At 71.3% G+C, this 16,564-nt stretch carries 13 protein-coding genes and 1 riboswitch; of the genes, 7 read left to right on the top strand and 6 right to left on the bottom strand.

Going from position 1 to position 16,564, the window contains the following annotated elements; genetic code table 11:
• Nucleotides 1–1,005, bottom strand: a complete 1,005-nt coding sequence (locus tag AB0L89_RS33940; protein ID WP_365149864.1) for an ROK family protein — start codon at nucleotides 1,003–1,005, stop codon at nucleotides 1–3.
• A gap of 1,017 nt (nucleotides 1,006–2,022) precedes the next feature.
• Nucleotides 2,023–2,916: a sugar isomerase gene (locus AB0L89_RS33935; protein WP_365149861.1), complete on the bottom strand. Its 894-nt coding sequence runs from the start codon at nucleotides 2,914–2,916 to the stop codon at nucleotides 2,023–2,025.
• 333 nt (nucleotides 2,917–3,249) lie between these two features.
• Between AB0L89_RS33935 and AB0L89_RS33930 the strand changes: the two genes are divergently transcribed.
• From AB0L89_RS33930 to otsB, 3 genes are read left to right on the top strand one after another with little or no spacing between them, the layout of a single operon-like run.
• The gene (locus AB0L89_RS33930; RefSeq protein ID WP_365150050.1) at nucleotides 3,250–4,467 is read left to right on the top strand and encodes an extracellular solute-binding protein; all 1,218 of its coding nucleotides are present in this window, start codon (nucleotides 3,250–3,252) and stop codon (nucleotides 4,465–4,467) included.
• Between the two features lie 9 nt (nucleotides 4,468–4,476).
• Nucleotides 4,477–4,710: a DUF3263 domain-containing protein gene (locus AB0L89_RS33925; protein ID WP_365149858.1), complete on the top strand. Its 234-nt coding sequence runs from the start codon at nucleotides 4,477–4,479 to the stop codon at nucleotides 4,708–4,710.
• 19 nt (nucleotides 4,711–4,729) lie between these two features.
• Nucleotides 4,730–5,602, top strand: coding sequence for a trehalose-phosphatase (gene otsB, locus AB0L89_RS33920; RefSeq protein ID WP_365149855.1), 873 nt, complete (start codon nucleotides 4,730–4,732; stop codon nucleotides 5,600–5,602).
• Here the strand turns inward: otsB and AB0L89_RS33915 are convergent.
• The 4 genes from AB0L89_RS33915 to AB0L89_RS33900 form a co-directional block, all read right to left on the bottom strand.
• The gene (locus tag AB0L89_RS33915; RefSeq protein WP_365149852.1) at nucleotides 5,590–7,083 is read right to left on the bottom strand and encodes a right-handed parallel beta-helix repeat-containing protein; all 1,494 of its coding nucleotides are present in this window, start codon (nucleotides 7,081–7,083) and stop codon (nucleotides 5,590–5,592) included. The genes otsB and AB0L89_RS33915 overlap by 13 nt on opposite strands.
• Before the next feature lie 86 nt (nucleotides 7,084–7,169).
• Entirely contained in the window at nucleotides 7,170–8,576 is a 1,407-nt protein-coding gene (locus AB0L89_RS33910; protein ID WP_365149849.1) for a trehalose-6-phosphate synthase, read from the bottom strand.
• Between the two features lie 88 nt (nucleotides 8,577–8,664).
• Nucleotides 8,665–10,737 (bottom strand): hypothetical protein, encoded by a 2,073-nt coding sequence (locus AB0L89_RS33905; RefSeq protein WP_365149846.1) that lies wholly within the window; start codon nucleotides 10,735–10,737, stop codon nucleotides 8,665–8,667.
• A 74-nt stretch (nucleotides 10,738–10,811) separates the two neighbouring features.
• Complete coding sequence (locus tag AB0L89_RS33900) at nucleotides 10,812–11,783, bottom strand: glucosyl-3-phosphoglycerate synthase (protein ID WP_365149843.1); 972 nt, start codon at nucleotides 11,781–11,783, stop codon at nucleotides 10,812–10,814.
• A gap of 156 nt (nucleotides 11,784–11,939) precedes the next feature.
• Nucleotides 11,940–12,088, top strand: a riboswitch (SAM riboswitch).
• On the opposite strand from AB0L89_RS33900, the gene thrC reads away from it, so the two are divergent.
• The 4 genes from thrC (at nucleotide 12,082) to groL (ending at nucleotide 16,425) form a co-directional block, all read left to right on the top strand.
• Complete coding sequence (thrC, locus tag AB0L89_RS33895) at nucleotides 12,082–13,401, top strand: threonine synthase (RefSeq protein ID WP_365149840.1); 1,320 nt, start codon at nucleotides 12,082–12,084, stop codon at nucleotides 13,399–13,401. It overlaps the preceding riboswitch by 7 nt.
• Nucleotides 13,402–13,516: 115 nt before the next feature.
• A complete protein-coding gene (locus AB0L89_RS33890; protein ID WP_173895112.1) occupies nucleotides 13,517–13,792 on the top strand; it encodes a ubiquitin-like small modifier protein 1 in 276 nt (91 codons plus the stop codon).
• Between the two features lie 419 nt (nucleotides 13,793–14,211).
• Entirely contained in the window at nucleotides 14,212–14,415 is a 204-nt protein-coding gene (locus tag AB0L89_RS33885; protein ID WP_005315736.1) for a cold-shock protein, read from the top strand.
• A 384-nt stretch (nucleotides 14,416–14,799) separates the two neighbouring features.
• The gene (gene groL, locus AB0L89_RS33880; RefSeq protein WP_365149836.1) at nucleotides 14,800–16,425 is read left to right on the top strand and encodes a chaperonin GroEL; all 1,626 of its coding nucleotides are present in this window, start codon (nucleotides 14,800–14,802) and stop codon (nucleotides 16,423–16,425) included.
• Nucleotides 16,426–16,564 lie beyond the last annotated feature (139 nt).

The raw sequence follows: 16,564 nt of genomic DNA, 5'->3' as shown, positions 1-16,564 counted from the left end.
CTACCTCCGTGGGGTCGGGCTGCTGGATTCGGGCTGCGGACGGGTGGGCGACGCGGCGGTCGACGCGGTGGTCGACTCGGTCCGCCGGTCGACGAGGTCCCAGGCGAGCAGGCCCGCGCCCAGGCACCCGGCGGTGTCGCCGAGGGCCGCGGGGACGATCTCCGGCAGCGTCTGGAACTGGACGATGCGTGCCGCGACGGCGGCCCGCAGCGGCGTGAACAAGGTTTCCCCGGCCTCGGCCAGACCGCCACCGATGATCAGGGTGTGCGGGTCCAGCAGAGTGAGGGCGGTCAGGAGGCCGTCGGCGAGGGCGTCGACGGCGTTCTGCCAGACCTCCTGGGCGCGCGGGTCGCCGGACTCCACGGCCTTCGCGCAGTCCGCGGCGTCCGCCTCGGGGTCGCCGCTGGCCTCGGCCCAGGCCTTGCTGACCGCGGAGGCGGAGGCGAGGCGCTCCAGGCAGCCGCGCTGGCCGCAGCCGCAGGGCGGGCCGTCGGGGCGGACGACGATGTGGCCGATCTCGCCGGCCGAGCCGTGGGCGCCGGGCTCGATGGTGCCGCCGATGCCGATGGCGCCCGCGATGCCGGTGCCGAGGGGGACGAACAGGAAGCGGTCGGCGCCCTTGCCCGCGCCGATGCGGCCCTCGGCGAGGCCGCCGGTGCGGACGTCGTGGCCCAGGGCCACGGGGACGCCTTCCAGGCGGGCGCTGAGGAGGTCCCGCAGGGGGACGTCGCTCCAGCCGAGGTTGGCCGCGTACACGGCGATGCCGCGGTCGGCGTCGACGATGCCGGGCACCGTGACGCCGGCCGCTTCGGCGGGTTGGCCGAAGCGGGCGATGCCGTGGGTGCGGAGGTCTGCGGCGAAGTCGAGGATGGACTCGACGACGGCGTCGGCTCCGCGGGCGCGGCCGGTGGGGCGGCGGGCCTCGTGGAGCAGGGTGCCGTCCGCGCCCACCAGGGCGGCCTTCATTCCGGTGCCGCCCACATCGAGGGCGATGACGTGTCTCACGGGGAACAGTCTCGCGCGTCACCCCGCGAGAGGTCTAGTCCACTCCGTCCACTTGCGGTGGGCGAAGGTCCTTTTCGTCCCCGTACGGGGGCGTGAGGCGTCCGACGGGGGCCTCGTGCCCGGTGCCGTTCTGCCCTGGCCCGTCGCTGCGCTCCGGTATCCGCCGTGTCCGGCGGCGCGCTGTGCTGGCCCGCCGCTGCGCGGCGGTTTCCCCACCCGCCCGCCCGGCACTCCCGCCCCGGCGCCGCCGGGTCCCGGTCCGTCGCTGCGCGCCGGTGTCCACCGCCTCCGGCGACGTTCCGTCCTGGCCCGTCGCTGCGCGCCGGTATGCACCGCTTCCGGCGATGTCCCGTGTCGGCCCGCCCGCCCGCCCGGTACTCCTGCCCCGGCGCTGCCAGGTCCCGGTCCGTCGCTGCGCGCCGGTATGCACCGCCTCCGGCGACGTTCTGCCCTGGCCCGTCGCTGCGCGCCGGTATGCACCGCTTCCGGCGATGTCCCGTGTCGGCCCGCCGCTGCGCGGCGGTTTCCCCACCCGCCCGCCCGGTACTCCTGCCCCGGAGCCGGTATGCACCGCGCCCGGCGACGTTCCGTTCCGCTCCGGACCGCCCGGGGTTTCCGCCCGCATGGGGCAGGTCCAGGCCCGCCCGGCATTCCCGTCCCTGCGGTCACCGTTCGGTGCGGGGTAAACGGGTGGGTGGGTGGGAGTGGATCCGCCGCGAAGCGGCGGGTCGGAGCAAGCCCGGTCAGGCCCGGCAGGAAGGACGGCCCGGCCCTCCCCGACCTGGTCGGGGAGGGGCCCGAGCCGGACGGCGAGGGCAGCCATCACCGAACCGATGGGACTGGCCCAGTCGGGGAGGGGCGCCGGCCGGACGGTGAGGGCAGTCCGTCCTTGGGCCGGGCCGGGCCGACCGCCGCGGCCCTGTCGGAGGCGGTGCCCCCGGCAGGGCCCGGCAGGGCCCGGCGGGGCCCGGCGGGGTGGGGTGCGCCGTCCCGCCCCCTCAAGGCGCCCCGCCAGACCTAGCTGAGGATCACGCTCCGCGTCAGGTTCCGGGGGCGGTCGGGGTCGTAGCCGCGCGACTCCGCGAGGGCCACCGCCAGGCGCTGCGCGCGGATCAGGTCCGCCAGGGGGTCCGTCTCCTCGCGGGCCACCAGTTCGCCGCCCACGCGGGCCACGTCGGACGCCAGGCCCTCCGGGAGCGTGCCGAACATCCACGTGACCCGGCCGGGGGCCGTGATGGAGATCGGGCCGTGGCGGTACTCCATCGCCGGGTACGACTCCGTCCAGGCGCCCGCCGCCTCCCGCATCTTCAGGGCCGCCTCCAGGGCGAGCCCGTACGTCCAGCCGCGCCCCAGGAACGTCCACTGCTCCGCCGCCACCACCGCCTCCGGCAGCGGCTCGGTCACCGCGAGTTCCGCGTCGACCGCCGCCTCGGCCACCGGCTTCACGCCGGGGACGTCCCCGAGGCCGGCCCGCAGGAAGGCCAGCGCCGTCGTCGCGAAGCGGGTCTGGACCACGGACTCCTCGTCCGCCCAGTCCAGGACCGCCACCGCGTCCGCCGCGTCCATGACGGGGGTCTTGGGGTCGGCCGTGAGCGCGACGGTCGCCACCTCGCCCTTCAGGCCGGCGAGGAGTTCCAGGACCTCCGTCGTCGTGCCGGAGCGGGTGATGGCGACCACCCGGTCGTACGTCCGCCCGGCCGGGAACTCCGACGACGCGAAGGCGTCCGTCTCGCCCTGGCCGGCGGCCTCCCGCAGCGCCGCGTACGCGATGGCCATGAACCACGACGTGCCGCAGCCGGTGACGGCGACCCGCTCACCCGGCTTCGGGAGCCCCTCGAACGAAGCGGCTGCCTCCGCCGCCCGGCGCCAGCAGGCGGGCTGGGTGGCTATTTCTGCTGCGGTACGCGACATGCGTCAAGGCTCCTCGTCGTGCGGGACGTTCAGGTGTGCTGAGAGGGAACGTGACGTGCTTAGCAGCCGTCGGGCGGCCGCTGCAATGGACTTCCGTGCACAGGGAAATGGACGCGTCTCCTGGGGCCCCCGAAGACCGCCGTTGCACAAGTGATACGCGTGTGGTGTAGACCTTGTGTCCGGACTCGGGGGAAACTCGCAGTTCAAGGGCATTGGGGCAGGGACGCCTCAGAACGTGGAAGCAACACGTGGAAGCAACGTGGAAGCGATGAGGGTGGGACAGCTGTGCAGCGGCGCGTGACAGGACTGACCGCGGCGGTGGCCGCACTGGGCATGGCGGGCGTCCTCGCCGGCTGCGGCGGTCCCGGCGACTCCGGCGACGTCACCCTCAAGCTGGTGGCCGCCGACTACGGCGACTCCGCGGCGAACAGCTCCAAGAAGTACTGGGACAAGCTGGTCGAGGGGTTCGAGAAGGAGAACCCCGGCATCAAGGTCGACGTCACCGTCCACTCCTGGAACGACGTGGACCGCGAGGTCAAGGAGATGGTCAAGAAGGGCGACGCCCCCGACCTGGCCCAGATCGGCGCCTACGCCGACTACGCCGCGCAGGGCAAGCTCTACGAGGCCGACGAGCTCCTCTCCATCGCCACCCAGGCCGACTTCCTGGCCCCCCTCGCCCAGGCCGGCGAGGTCAACCGCATCCAGTACGGCATGCCCTTCGCCTCCTCCACGCGCCTGCTCTTCTACAACACCAAGCTCTTCAAGGACGCGAACCTCACCCCGCCGCAGAGCTGGAGCGAGCTGCAGGCCGACGCGAAGGCCCTCAAGGCGCGCGGCGTGAAGATCCCCTACGCGCTGCCGCTGGGCTCCGAGGAGGCGCCCGCCGAGACGCTGATGTGGATGCTGAGCGGCGGCGGTGGCTACACCGACAACGTCGGCTCGTACGACATCGACTCCAAGCAGAACGTCAAGACGTTCACCTGGCTCAGGGACGAGCTCGTCGGCGAGGGCCTGACCGGCCCGACGCCGCCCGCGAAGATGAACCGCGCCGACGCCTTCGCCGCGTTCTCGCGCGGCGAGGTCGGCATGCTCAACGGCCACCCGACGCTGATGAAGATGGCCGCCAAGAAGGGCGTGAAGTTCGGCATGGTGCCCGCGCCGGGCATCAACGGCAAGGCCCAGGCCACGATGGGCGTCGCCGACTGGATGATGGCGTTCAAGCAGAACGGCCACCGCAAGGAGGCCGGCAAGTTCCTCGACTACGTCTACAGCAAGAAGAACGTGCTCGACTTCTCGAACGAGTACGACATCCTGCCCGTGACGACCTCCGCGTCCGACGCGATGGCCGGCGAGCGCGGCCACACCGAGCTCGGCAAGTTCCTCAAGGAGCTGCCGACCTCGCAGCTCTACCCGGTGGGCAAGACGTCCTGGGCGCAGGTCTCCGCGGACATCAAGAAGGACATCGGCAGGACCGTCGGCGGCGACGGCAACCCCGCCGGGGTGCTCGGCCAGATCCAGAACCGGGCGGCGTCCGCGGAGAACGCGGAATAGCGTGTCGGCATGACCGATCAGGAGCTCTCCGAGCGGGACCGTGCCGTCCTCGCCCTGGAACGGCGGGACTGGCCGGGCCCGGGCGCCAAGGAGCGCGCCATCCGCGAACGGCTCGGCATGGTCCCGGTGCGCTACTACCAGGTCCTCAACGCGCTGCTCGACGACCCCAGGGCCCTCGCCCATGACCCGATTACGGTCAATCGGCTGCGGCGGGTGCGGGAGTCACGGCGCGGGGAGCGCTGACGCGACTATGGTCGGGGCCATGGGTGACCCTTCGCACTCCCTGCCGGACCAGCCGGGCCCGCCGGACCTGCCCGCGCCCGCCACGCCCGCCGGACGCGACGGCCTCGCCGCGCTCCTCGCGCGCCCCGAACGGGCCGTCGTGGCCCTGGACTTCGACGGCACGCTCGCCCCGATCGTGCCCGACCCCGAGCAGGCCCGCGCCCACCCCGACGCCGTCCCCGTGCTCGCCGCGCTCGCCCCGCGCCTGCGGTCCGTGGCCGTGGTCACCGGCCGCCCGGCGGGCGTCGCCGTGCGCCACGGCGGCTTCGCGGGCGTCCCTGGACTTGCGCACCTCGTCGTCCTCGGGCACTACGGCGCCGAGCGCTGGGACGCCGTCAGCGGCACCGTCCGCGCCGCCGAACCGCACCCCGGGGTCGCCGAGGTGCGGGCCGAACTCCCCGGATTCCTCGACGCGATCGGCGCCTGGCGCGGCACCTGGATCGAGGAGAAGGGCCGCGCCGTCGCGGTCCACACGCGCCGCGCCGAGGACCCGCTCGCCGCGTTCGAGGCGCTGCGCGAGCCGCTCGCCGAGCTGGCCGGACGGCACGGTCTGATCGTCGAACCGGGCCGCATGGTCCTGGAGCTGCGGCCCCCCGGCATGGACAAGGGCGTGGCCCTCGCCGAGTACCTGCGCGAGGTCGGCGCGGAGTCCGTCCTGTACGCCGGGGACGACCTGGGCGACCTGCCCGCCTTCGGCGCGGTGGAGAAGCTCCGTTCGGACGGTGTCGCGGGCCTGCTGGTGTGCAGCGGCAGCGCGGAGGTCACCGAACTCACCGAACGGGCCGACCTGGTGGTGGACGGACCGTCCGGCGTCGTGCGTCTGCTGTCGGCGATCTCCGCTCAACTCGACTGATCGGCGCCGATGTTGGGCGGGTCGGGGATCGGGTTCCCGAAGTAGTCGTACGCCGTTGCGTCGTCGACGGCCGTGCCCGCGCCCCGCGCCGGTGAGCCGTCCCCCAGGCGTACGTCGTCGGGGGAGTCGGGTGCGCCGGAGACGAACCGCGGATCGGCGTTCACGGCCTTCGCGTCGCGGGGCTGCGCGGTGTTCTGGTACAGGTTGCCGGAGTACGTGCTGACGGTGTCCTTGATGGGGGAGCCCGACCCGGTGGACGCCCCGACGAAGATGTTGTCCTGGAAGGTCACGCCGCCCGGTCCGTTGTTGGAGACCAGGGCGGTGTCCGCGCGGTTCGTGACGACCGTGTTGCGATAGATCCGGGTGTCCGTGGTCGCCCCGCACACCACCGAGATCACGGCGTAGGGCGAGGCCGTGTTGCGGTCGTTGACGCTGATGTTGTCGTGGACGCGGTTGCCGTCGCTGACCTTGCCCTCGCCGTTGCAGACGAGCAGGAAGCCGCCCTCGTTGTCGTGGCTGTAGTTGTAGCGGTAGACGTTGCGGACGTTGCCGCCGTCGATGTCGTACGCCATCGAGTCGCGCGTCCCGTGGCCGCCGGTGACCTCGTTGTACTGGTAGAGGGCGTCCTCGGACTCCCACGCCCACACGCCCGCGTTGTAGCCGGCGGAGCGCATGTTGAAGCCGTCGACGTAGTTGTGCTCGACGCGCGCCTTGCTGGTCTCGTGGATGACGATGCCGTCGCCGCCCACGTCGTACGCCTTGTTGCGCTGGAACCGCACGCCCGTCGCGAACTTCCCCGGGCCGTCCCACGTCGACATGATGCCGATGCCGGTGCGGTCCACGTGCCGCACGGTGGAGTCCTCGACGCGCACCCCGGCGAACCGCGTGGGCTTCGCCGTCCCCTGCACGACGAAGAGGATGCCGCCGGAGGGGTCGGGGTCCTTGAAGTCGGCGCCGTTCACGTCGTGCACGTCCACGCCGTCGACGACGAAGTGCTCGGCCGTGCCGTAGTCGGTGAGCTGCACGTACAGGCCCGCGCGGCGCTCGGTGGTGGTGGCGGGTCCGGTGTTGGACAGGTCGAGGTCGCGGATCTCCCACTGCTCGGTGTTCACCAGGTGCAGTGCGGCGCGCGCTCCGCGGGCCTCGATGCGGGGCTTGGCGGCCCGCTGGTCGCCGTACGCGTCGATGCGCACGGGGGCGCCGGCCGCACCCGCACCTTTGGGAGCCAGCACCCCCGTGCAGCTCGTGCCCCGCTTCAGCAGGAGCCGGTCGCCGGGGCCGAAGGCGTGCCCGCTCGCCTTGGCCACGGTGCGCCAGGCCGCTCGCGCGGAGGTGCCGGACGCGCTGTCGTCGCCCTTCGCGCAGTCCACGTGGTACGTGGTGCCGGACCGTGCGGCGGCGGTGGGTGTGAGGCCCGCGCCGACCGCGGCGAGGGCGGTGAGGGCCGTGAGGGTCACGATGCTCGTACGACGCGGGGTCATGCGGGGACCGTAGTGACGGCCGGCGCACCGGGCCCATGGACAAACCGAAGCGGTCCTTGGACTGGCCGACGGCCGGACGGCGGGCGTCAGCCGGTGAGCGCCCGCAGCTGGTCCAGGAACCACTGGGCGGGCGGCAGCGCCGTCGCCGCCGCCGCGAGGCGCTTGGTGCGCTCGGCCCGCTCGTCGTCCGGCAGGGACAGCGCGGCGTGCAGGGCCTCGGCGGTGGCCGAGATGTCGTACGGGTTCACCGCCAGCGCGTCCTCGCCGAGCTCCTCGTACGCCCCGGCCTCCCGCGAGAGCACCAGCGCGCACCCCTCGTCGGAGACCACCGGCACCTCCTTGGCCACGAGGTTCATGCCGTCGCGGATCGGGTTGACCAGTGCCACGTCCGCGAGCCGGTACGCGGCGAGCGAGCGCGCGAAGTCGTCCTTGACGTGCAGGACCACCGGGGTCCAACCGGCGGTCCCGTACGCGGAGTTGATCTCCGACGCGACCCGGGAGACCTCCGCCGTGTAGTCGCGGTACACCGCGAGGTCCTGCCGCGAGGGGTAGGCGAAGGCGACGTGCACGACCCGCTCGCGCCACTCGGGGCGGTCCGCGAGGAGCTGCCGGTAGGCGAGCAGCCCGCGCACGATGTTCTTGGACAGCTCGGTCCTGTCCACCCGCACGATCGTCCTGCGGTCCTCGCCGACCTGCTCGCGCAGCGCCCGCATCCGCTCCTCGACGTCGTCGCGGCGCGAGCGCTCCCGCAGGAAGTCCGCGTCGGCCCCGAGCCCGTGCACGCCGATCCGCGTCCCCGACGTGCCGCCGAGCACCCGCACGCAGCACTCCGTGAACGCGTCCGCCCAGCGCCCGGTGAGGAAGCCGAGCCGGTCCGCGCCGAGCATGCCCCGCAGCAGTTGCTCGGCCACGTCGTCCGGCAGCATCCGGAAGTAGTCGGCGGGCGCCCAGGGCGTGTGCGAGAAGTGCCCGATCCGCAGGTCATCGCGCAGCTCGCGCAGCATTCCCGGCACCAGCGCCAGGTGGTAGTCCTGCACCAGGACCGCGGCCCCCGGGGCGGCCTCCGCGGCCAGCGCCTCGGCGAACGCGCGGTTGTACGTCTCGTAGGCGGCCCACTGCGCGCGGAACTCCGGACCGAAGACCGGCTCCAGAGGGGTCTGGTAGAGCATGTGGTGGACGAACCACAGGACCGAGTTGGCGATGCCGTTGTAGGCGGCCGCGTGCACGCCCTCGTGCGCGCCCGCGTCGATGTCCAGCATCCGCACGCCCGGTTCGCCGACGCCGCGGCGCACCGCCTCCCGGTCGCCCTCGCCGAGCGCCGCGCACACCCACAGGGAGTCCGCCCGGTCCCCGATCGCGCTCAGCCCGGAGACCAGGCCGCCCCCGCCGCGCCTGGCGGTGAGCTCTCCGTCCTCCCCGGCCGTGTACGAGACGGGGCCGCGGTTGGACGCGACGAGTACCTGCGCTGCTGTCGATCCGGGCTCGGAGACCATGTGGCAAAACGTAGCCCGTCCCGGGGCCGGGCAAACGTACGGCCGGGCTCCGGCGCATCGCGGAGCCCGGCCGTGGCGCGGTATCAGGTCAGTCGCGCCGGGCCCGCACCGCGGCGAGCACCAGCACGCCGAGCCCGCACAGCGCGGCGGCGACGCCGCCGTAGAGCAGGGTCGCGGAGTCGCCGCCGGTCTCGGCGAGCTCGTCGTGCGGCTGCGGCGCGTGCTGTCCGGGCTGCTGCTGCGGCGGGGCGGGCCTGCCCTGCACGCGCTGGGCGACGATCGCCGTGGTGCACGGGTCGTCGCCGCCGCGCAGGGACTTCGGGCAGTTGCTGCCGGGCGCGCTCACCGTGATGACGGTGACCTTGCCGGGGGTGCAGGACACCTTGACCTTCTGGGTGATGGTGACCTTGCCCCTGGCCGGGACGTTGCCCCGCCACACGTACGTGGAGCCCTGCCGGGCGACCTTCCCGGAGCTCGCGACGGGCGTGGAGCCCGGCCGCACGGGCCACGAGGCGGAGGCGCCGATGCGCGGGTCGCCCGACGGGTTCTTGAGGGTGATGGTGTTGGTGGTGGAGCCGCAGGCCGGGACGGTCGGGTCGGTGGGCCGCGAGCCGACGCTCAGCGGCGGCTCGGGGTAGTCGATGACCGGTTCGGAGGCGCAGTTCGGGTCGGTGCTGCCGGGGTCGCAGTTGGAGCGCGGGGTCTGCACGTCGACGTTGTTGAGCAGCTTGCCGTCGCCGCTGACCGGGTCGTGGACGGTGACGGAGTAGGTGACCGTCGCGGTCTGTCCGGGCGCGATGTCACCGACGTAGGAGAGGCGCGGCTTGGTGTACGAGACGGTGCCGGCCGACGCCTTCGCGTCCTCGTCGTACGTCGCGTCGTCGAGGTTGCCGCTCAGGTCGTCGCTGAATCTGGCCCCCGGATAGGGGAGTTTGCTGATGTTCTTGGCCTTGACCGTGTACGTCAGCTTCTCGCCGGGCCTGACCTTGGCGGGCGAGGCGGTCTTGGTGACCTCCAGGTCGGGGACCGGCACGGACAGGGCCAGCTGCGAGGGGACGTAGACGTCGCCGGTGCTGGTGAACGTCAGCTTCGCGGAGGTGGCGCCCACGGGGATCGCCCCGTCCGGCACCTCGAAGGCCTTGGCGTCGATGCTCAGGTTGTTCCGGTACTTCGGGTTGACCGAACCGTCGTCCTCGCTGATGAAGAAGTTGTCGGTCCTGCCGGTGTGCGACTCGGTGACGGGCTGGTCGTTCACCAGGAACTGGTCGCCCTTGGTGTTCCAGTCGCCCTCGTACGCCGTCGTGCTGGCGTGGATGTCGCCCGCGGTGCGGTAGAAGCCGTCCACCGGGACGGTGGTGGATCCTGCCGGGGCCGCGGCCCGCCTGGTCGAGCGCTGGATGACGTGGCCGCCCCAGATGTAGACGTTGCGGCGGTCGGGCGCGTACTGCTCGTTCGGCCCGTCGTACTTGTAGACGACGGTCAGCGACCAGCCGCCGACGCAGCCCTGTCCGTTCGGCGCCCAGACGTTGCCGACGGCGACCTCGACGGGGCTGCCGGTGGCGGCGCCCGCGAAGGAGGAGGTCACGTCGGCCTCGGCGGTGTAGTAGTGCGGGCCCTGCGTGGTGTTCGGGGTGCGGACGGCGTTCTGGACGTCCACCGTGGACTGCGTGCCGCCGCCGACGCGGATGACCGGGCGGGTGGTGAGCGGGTCGCCGGGGGCCGGGTCGACGGGCGCGTTGCCCTCGCGGTTGAGGTCGCAGATGTTGCGGACGGTGTTGCCGAAGCGGTGCGTGCCCGCGTTGCCGCCCCAGAACAGGCGCGCGTAGTCGACCTTCGCGCCGGGCGGGACGGTCACCTGGCCGGTGCTGGAGTCGAAGGTGCCGGTCAGGCCGGCCACGTCGATGCGGCGCTCGACGAAGTTGTTGTTGTTCTTGGTGCCCTTGGCCTGCTGGGTCTCCTTGCAGGCGGCGGCCACGTCGGCCGGGCTCGTCGGGCAGTCCAGGACCGTGTTGCCGATGGTCTTGAAGTCGCCGTACAGCGATTCGTCGTAGCGCTTGGCGAAGGGCTCGACGATCTCCGCGGCGGCGGGCGTGGCGGTCGCGGTGAGCACCCCGGCCGCGACGGTGGCGGTGGCGAGCGTCAGTCCGCCCGCCCGCCGCATGGCTCTCATTGCATGTCTGGCATGTCTGACCCACATAAAGGGGCAATGTAGGCAAAACGCATGATCATGGCCGGTTACGCCACGCGACGGTGGGCATACTCGGCGATATCGGTCATAGGGGGGCGTTCTTCCGTGTCGATCGCGTACGTCCGCGGCTCGAACCCGTGCTCGCCCCGCTCGAACTGCGTCAGCTCGGGGCGTACGAGATGACCGCGCGCCAGCCGCAGCTGCGCCGTCCGGTAGATCGCCGCCGCCATCCGCCCGAGCGCCTGCCCGTCCTGGTGCCGGTGCCTGCGCACCCCCACGTCCACCTGCGCCAGCGCGTCCAGGCCCACCGTGTGCAGCGCGTCCACGAGCAGCCCCAGCTCCACGCCGTACCCCACGGGGAACGGCAGCCGCTCAAGGAGCGACCTGCGCGCCGCGTACTCACCGCCCAACGGCTGTACGAACCCCGCCAGTTGGGGCCAGTGCATGTTCAGCAGGGGCCGCGCCATCAGCTCGGTCACCCGCCCGCCCTGCCCCGCCGCCCGGCCCGCACCGGGCGCGTCGAACTCCGCGCCGAGCGGCCGGTCGTACATCGCCTTCACGAAGTCCACGTCCGGATCGGTCAGCAGCGGACCCACGATCCCCGAGACGAAGTCCGCGGAGAACTCCTTCAGGTCCGCGTCGACGAACGCCACCACGTCACCGTCCGTGACGAGCAGCGAGCGCCACAGAACTTCACCCTTGCCGGGGACGGGCGTGAGCCGCGGCAGGATCTCGTCCCGGTGGACCACCTTGGCGCCCGCGGCCGCGGCGACCTCCGCCGTGCGGTCCCGCGACCCGGAGTCGATCACCAGCAGCTCGTCGACCAGCGGGGCCCGCTCGACCAGCTCGCGGCGGATCACCGAGACGATGTCGCCGACCGTCTCCTCCTCGTCCAGCGCGGGCAGCACGACGCTCACCGAGGTGCCGGACGCGCGCTTGGCGGCCACGAGGCGCTCCAGCGGGCGGTCGGCCACGGACCAGGAACGCCTGCTCAGCCAGCGCTCGACCTCTTCCAGCACGGTCAGGGTCCTCCCGTATGTGATCCATCTCGCGGTTCGGACGACTATCTCAAGGGTCCAGGGCTTCGGTTACAGTCTTGAACAACGCCGGTGACCATCGCATGTCGGGGTCGCCGCCGCGTTCAGGATCGACAACTGAAACCCACAATCGAATACCGCTCATCCAGAGGGGCAGAGGGATACGGCCCGTTGAAGCCCCGGCAACCCTCCAGCCGGTCTCGTCGCGATCAAGCGCCGCGAGGCTCCCGGCTAGGGAAGGTGCCAATTCCGTCTCGCGGCGAGATGCGTCGCGAGGAAGATGAGGAGAAAGGGCCTCGCCTCCATGGCTGTGCAGACTGTCGCCACCCCTTCCGCCGACGCCACCGTCGACCTCGGACCCGCCTCCGGCCTGTCCTGTCGCGAGTGCGGCACCACGTTCCCGCTGGGTCCGATCTTCGCCTGTGTCGAGTGTTTCGGCCCCCTCGAAGTCGCGTACGACCTGCCGCTCGGCGACCCGGAGGCCCTGCGCAAGCGGATCGAGGCGGGCCCCGCCAACATCTGGCGCTATGCCCCGCTGCTGCCCGTCCCCGCCGACGTGGCCGAGAAGCCCAACCTCAACCCCGGCTGGACCAAGCTCGTCAAGGCCGACAACCTCGCCCGTGAACTCGGCGTCGAGCCGGGCAAGTTGTTCGTCAAGGACGACTCCGGCAACCCCACGCACTCCTTCAAGGACCGCGTCGTCGCGCAGGCGCTCGAAGCGGCGCGCGCCTTCGGCTTCACCACCCTGTCCTGCTCCTCCACCGGCAACCTCGCCGGCGCCGTCGGCGCCGCCGCCGCCCGCGCGGGCTTCCGCTCCTGCGTCTTCATCCCGCACGACCTGGAGCAGGGCAAGGTCGTCATGGCCGCGGTCTACGGCGGCGAGCTCGTCGGCATCGAGGGCAACTACGACGACGTGAACCGCTTCTGCTCCGAGCTCATCGGCGACCCGCTGGGCGAGGGCTGGGGCTTCGTCAACGTGAACCTGCGGCCGTACTACGGCGAGGGCTCCAAGACCCTCGCGTACGAGATCTGCGAGCAGCTCGGCTGGCAGCTGCCCGACCAGCTGGTCATCCCGATCGCCTCGGGCTCGCAGCTCACGAAGATCGACAAGGGTCTGAAGGAGCTCATCGCGCTCGGCCTGGTCGAGGACAAGCCCTACAAGATCTTCGGTGCCCAGGCCGAGGGCTGCTCGCCGGTCTCCGCCGCGTTCAAGGCCGGTCACGACGTCGTGCGCCCGCAGAAGCCGAACACCATCGCCAAGTCCCTGGCCATCGGCAACCCGGCCGACGGTCCCTACGTGCTCGACATCGCGCGCCGCACCGGCGGTGCGGTGGAGGACGTGAACGACGAGCAGGTCGTCGACGCGATCAAGCTCCTCGCGCGGACCGAGGGCATCTTCGCGGAGACCGCGGGCGGGGTGACGGTCGGCGTCACGAAGAAGCTGATCGAGGCGGGGCTGATCGACCCGGCGCTCACCACGGTCGTGCTGAACACCGGGGACGGCCTGAAGACGCTGGACGCCGTCGCCGAGACGTCGCAGGCCACCGCCACGATCAAGCCCAGCCTCGACGCGTTCCGCTCCGCGGGGCTCGCCGGCTAGTCGCCGTCGCGCCGCGCGGCCGCCGCCGACTGCCGGTCGTGGTCCGTCCTCGCGCAGTTCCCCGCGCCCCTGACGGGGCGCTCCGTCTCCCCCCCGTACCTCAGAGGTGAACCCCATGAGCGTCAACGTCCGCATCCCCACCATTCTCCGCACCTACACCGGCGGCCGGGCCGAGGTCGCCGCCGAGGGCGCCACGCTCGGTGAGGTCATCGCCGACCTGGAGAAGAACCACACCGGCATCGCCGCCCGCGTCCTGGATGACCAGGGCAAGCTCCGCCGCTTCGTGAACGTGTACGTCAACGACGACGACGTCCGTTTCGAGCAGGGCCTGGAGACCGCCACCCCGGACGGCGCCGGCGTCTCGATCATTCCCGCCGTCGCCGGCGGCTGATCTTTACGCAAGTACCCTGCGTTATCTGAATTGCCCCCTCCGCGAGAGAAACGGAGGGGGCAATTCTGCATGGTTGAGCGCGGTACAGTTGGGAACAGCGCTTCGCGGTTAGTGCCGAGCGCATATATGAAGTCGGTCCCGAGCCGACAAGAAGCAGCCAAACAGTGCTGCCAATTTGAGCCCCATGTGGCATTTGCCCGGCCCGACTTGACCTGAGTGCTGACGAATTCTCCGCATTCTCCCGATCGGTCGTGCCCAGAATTCTCGTCCGATTGACCTGTTGCAGACGGCAGTTGGACAGATACATTCAGCGGCGGTCGACGCGTTCCGGCGCACACCCCCAACCAATGGGGCGTGAGGTCTGACCCGGGTCCGCGAAGTGCGGTCCTGTGCAAGGGCCAGTAATAGGGGAGTTAGGCATGGCTCAGGGCACCGTCAAGTGGTTCAACGCGGAGAAGGGGTACGGCTTCATCGCGGTCGACGGTGGTGCGGATGTTTTCGTCCACTACAGCGCGATCCAGATGGACGGTTACCGCACCCTTGAAGAAGGTCAGCGAGTCGAGTTCGAGATCTCGCAGGGCCAGAAGGGTCCGCAGGCGGACATGGTCAAACTCGCCGTCTAGCTCGGCGCGACCGACCACCGAAGCACGCATCGTGAGGGGCTCGTATCCCACCAGGGGTACGGGCCCCTCGTGTGCGTCCGGGAGGCCGGCGGTGCTGTCCGGGGGCTGTTCGGGGGCTGTTCGGGGCTGCCCGGGGTGTGTCCGGGAAGCGGCCCCCGAGGTCCCTCACAGGTGCCGATCTCTCGGGAGCACCTTGCACTCGTGGGGGTCGAGTGCTAATCATTGGCGTTAGCACTCTACGAGTGAGAGTGACAGAACTTGGATCGGGTCGGTGAGGTCCGCGGGCCGGGTGGGGCAAGGAACCACAAGGCACGCAGGCCGTCCGTCGCGGGCACCAGCACGGTCCGTTTGCTTTTCCACCCCTGTCCGGGAGGACCACTTCACATGGCCAAGATCATCGCGTTCGACGAGGAGGCACGGCGCGGCCTCGAGCGCGGCATGAACCAGCTCGCCGACGCCGTCAAGGTGACCCTGGGCCCCAAGGGTCGCAACGTCGTCCTCGAGAAGAAGTGGGGCGCCCCCACGATCACCAACGATGGTGTCTCCATCGCCAAGGAGATCGAGCTCGAGGACCCGTACGAGAAGATCGGCGCCGAGCTGGTCAAGGAGGTCGCGAAGAAGACGGACGACGTCGCCGGTGACGGCACGACGACCGCGACCGTCCTGGCCCAGGCCCTGGTGCGCGAGGGTCTGCGCAACGTGGCCGCCGGTGCCAACCCGATGGCTCTGAAGCGCGGCATCGAGAAGGCCGTCGAGGCCGTCTCGGGCGCCCTGCTCGAGCAGGCGAAGGATGTCGAGACCAAGGAGCAGATCGCTTCGACGGCCTCCATCTCCGCCGCCGACACCCAGATCGGCGAGCTCATCGCCGAGGCCATGGACAAGGTCGGCAAGGAAGGCGTCATCACCGTCGAGGAGTCGCAGACCTTCGGTCTGGAGCTCGAGCTCACCGAGGGCATGCGCTTCGACAAGGGCTACATCTCGGCGTATTTCGCCACCGACATGGAGCGTATGGAGGCGTCGCTCGACGACCCGTACATCCTGATCGTCAACTCCAAGATCTCCAACGTGAAGGACCTCCTTCCGCTGCTGGAGAAGGTCATGCAGTCGGGCAAGCCGCTGCTGATCATCGCGGAGGACGTCGAGGGCGAGGCGCTGTCCACGCTCGTCGTCAACAAGATCCGTGGCACCTTCAAGTCCGTCGCCGTCAAGGCCCCGGGCTTCGGTGACCGCCGCAAGGCCATGCTCGGCGACATCGCCATCCTCACCGGTGGCACCGTCATCTCCGAGGAGGTCGGCCTCAAGCTGGAGAACGCCGGTCTCGACCTGCTCGGCCGTGCCCGCAAGGTCGTCATCACCAAGGACGAGACGACCATCGTCGACGGCGCCGGTGACAGCGACCAGGTCCAGGGCCGCGTCAACCAGATCCGCGCCGAGATCGAGAACTCGGACAGCGACTACGACCGCGAGAAGCTGCAGGAGCGCCTGGCGAAGCTCGCCGGCGGTGTTGCGGTCATCAAGGCCGGTGCCGCGACCGAGGTCGAGCTCAAGGAGCGCAAGCACCGCATCGAGGACGCCGTTCGCAACGCGAAGGCGGCCGTCGAGGAGGGCATCGTCGCCGGTGGTGGCGTCGCCCTGCTCCAGGCCTCCCAGGTGTTCGAGAAGCTGGAGCTGGACGGCGACGAGGCCACCGGTGCCGCCGCTGTGAAGCTGGCCCTGGAGGCCCCGCTGAAGCAGATCGCCGTCAACGCCGGCCTCGAGGGTGGTGTCGTCGTCGAGAAGGTGCGCAACCTGACCGTCGGCCACGGCCTGAACGCCGCGTCCGGTGAGTACGTCGACATGATCGCCGAGGGCATCCTCGACCCGGCGAAGGTGACGCGCTCTGCCCTGCAGAACGCCGCCTCCATCGCCGCGCTGTTCCTCACCACCGAGGCCGTCATCGCCGACAAGCCGGAGAAGGCCGCCGCGGGCGCCGCTCCGGGCGGCATGCCGGGCGGTGACATGGACTTCTGATCCCCCGCGGATCGGAGCCCATGACGCGCGACGCCTGACGCGCAGCGCGTAGCTCGTACGAAGGGGCGGCACTCTCCTCACGGAGGGTGTCGCCCCTTCGGCGTGCCTTTGCTCACCGTTTACCAAGGACCTAAGTCCC

Origin of the sequence: Streptomyces sp. NPDC052114 (genome assembly GCF_040680155.1) — a bacterium.
In the GTDB taxonomy this organism is placed as follows: Bacteria; Actinomycetota; Actinomycetes; order Streptomycetales; family Streptomycetaceae; genus Streptomyces.
The sequence above is the reverse complement of the archived record's forward strand: the minus strand, read 5'-3'. Positions and strand labels throughout refer to the sequence as shown.

Excerpts from the sequence above, each read along its gene's own strand:
- AB0L89_RS33935 (WP_365149861.1), bottom strand. The coding sequence starts at position 2,916 with ATGTCGCGTACCGCAGCAGAAATAGCCACCCAGCCCGCCTGCTGGCGC.
- AB0L89_RS33930 (WP_365150050.1), top strand. The coding sequence starts at position 3,250 with ATGGCGGGCGTCCTCGCCGGCTGCGGCGGTCCCGGCGACTCCGGCGAC.
- AB0L89_RS33925 (WP_365149858.1), top strand. The coding sequence starts at position 4,477 with ATGACCGATCAGGAGCTCTCCGAGCGGGACCGTGCCGTCCTCGCCCTG.
- otsB (WP_365149855.1), top strand. The coding sequence starts at position 4,730 with ATGGGTGACCCTTCGCACTCCCTGCCGGACCAGCCGGGCCCGCCGGAC.
- AB0L89_RS33915 (WP_365149852.1), bottom strand. The coding sequence starts at position 7,083 with ATGACCCCGCGTCGTACGAGCATCGTGACCCTCACGGCCCTCACCGCC.
- AB0L89_RS33910 (WP_365149849.1), bottom strand. The coding sequence starts at position 8,576 with ATGGTCTCCGAGCCCGGATCGACAGCAGCGCAGGTACTCGTCGCGTCC.
- AB0L89_RS33905 (WP_365149846.1), bottom strand. The coding sequence starts at position 10,737 with ATGCGGCGGGCGGGCGGACTGACGCTCGCCACCGCCACCGTCGCGGCC.
- thrC (WP_365149840.1), top strand. The coding sequence starts at position 12,082 with ATGAGGAGAAAGGGCCTCGCCTCCATGGCTGTGCAGACTGTCGCCACC.
- AB0L89_RS33890 (WP_173895112.1), top strand. The coding sequence starts at position 13,517 with ATGAGCGTCAACGTCCGCATCCCCACCATTCTCCGCACCTACACCGGC.
- AB0L89_RS33885 (WP_005315736.1), top strand. The coding sequence starts at position 14,212 with ATGGCTCAGGGCACCGTCAAGTGGTTCAACGCGGAGAAGGGGTACGGC.
- groL (WP_365149836.1), top strand. The coding sequence starts at position 14,800 with ATGGCCAAGATCATCGCGTTCGACGAGGAGGCACGGCGCGGCCTCGAG.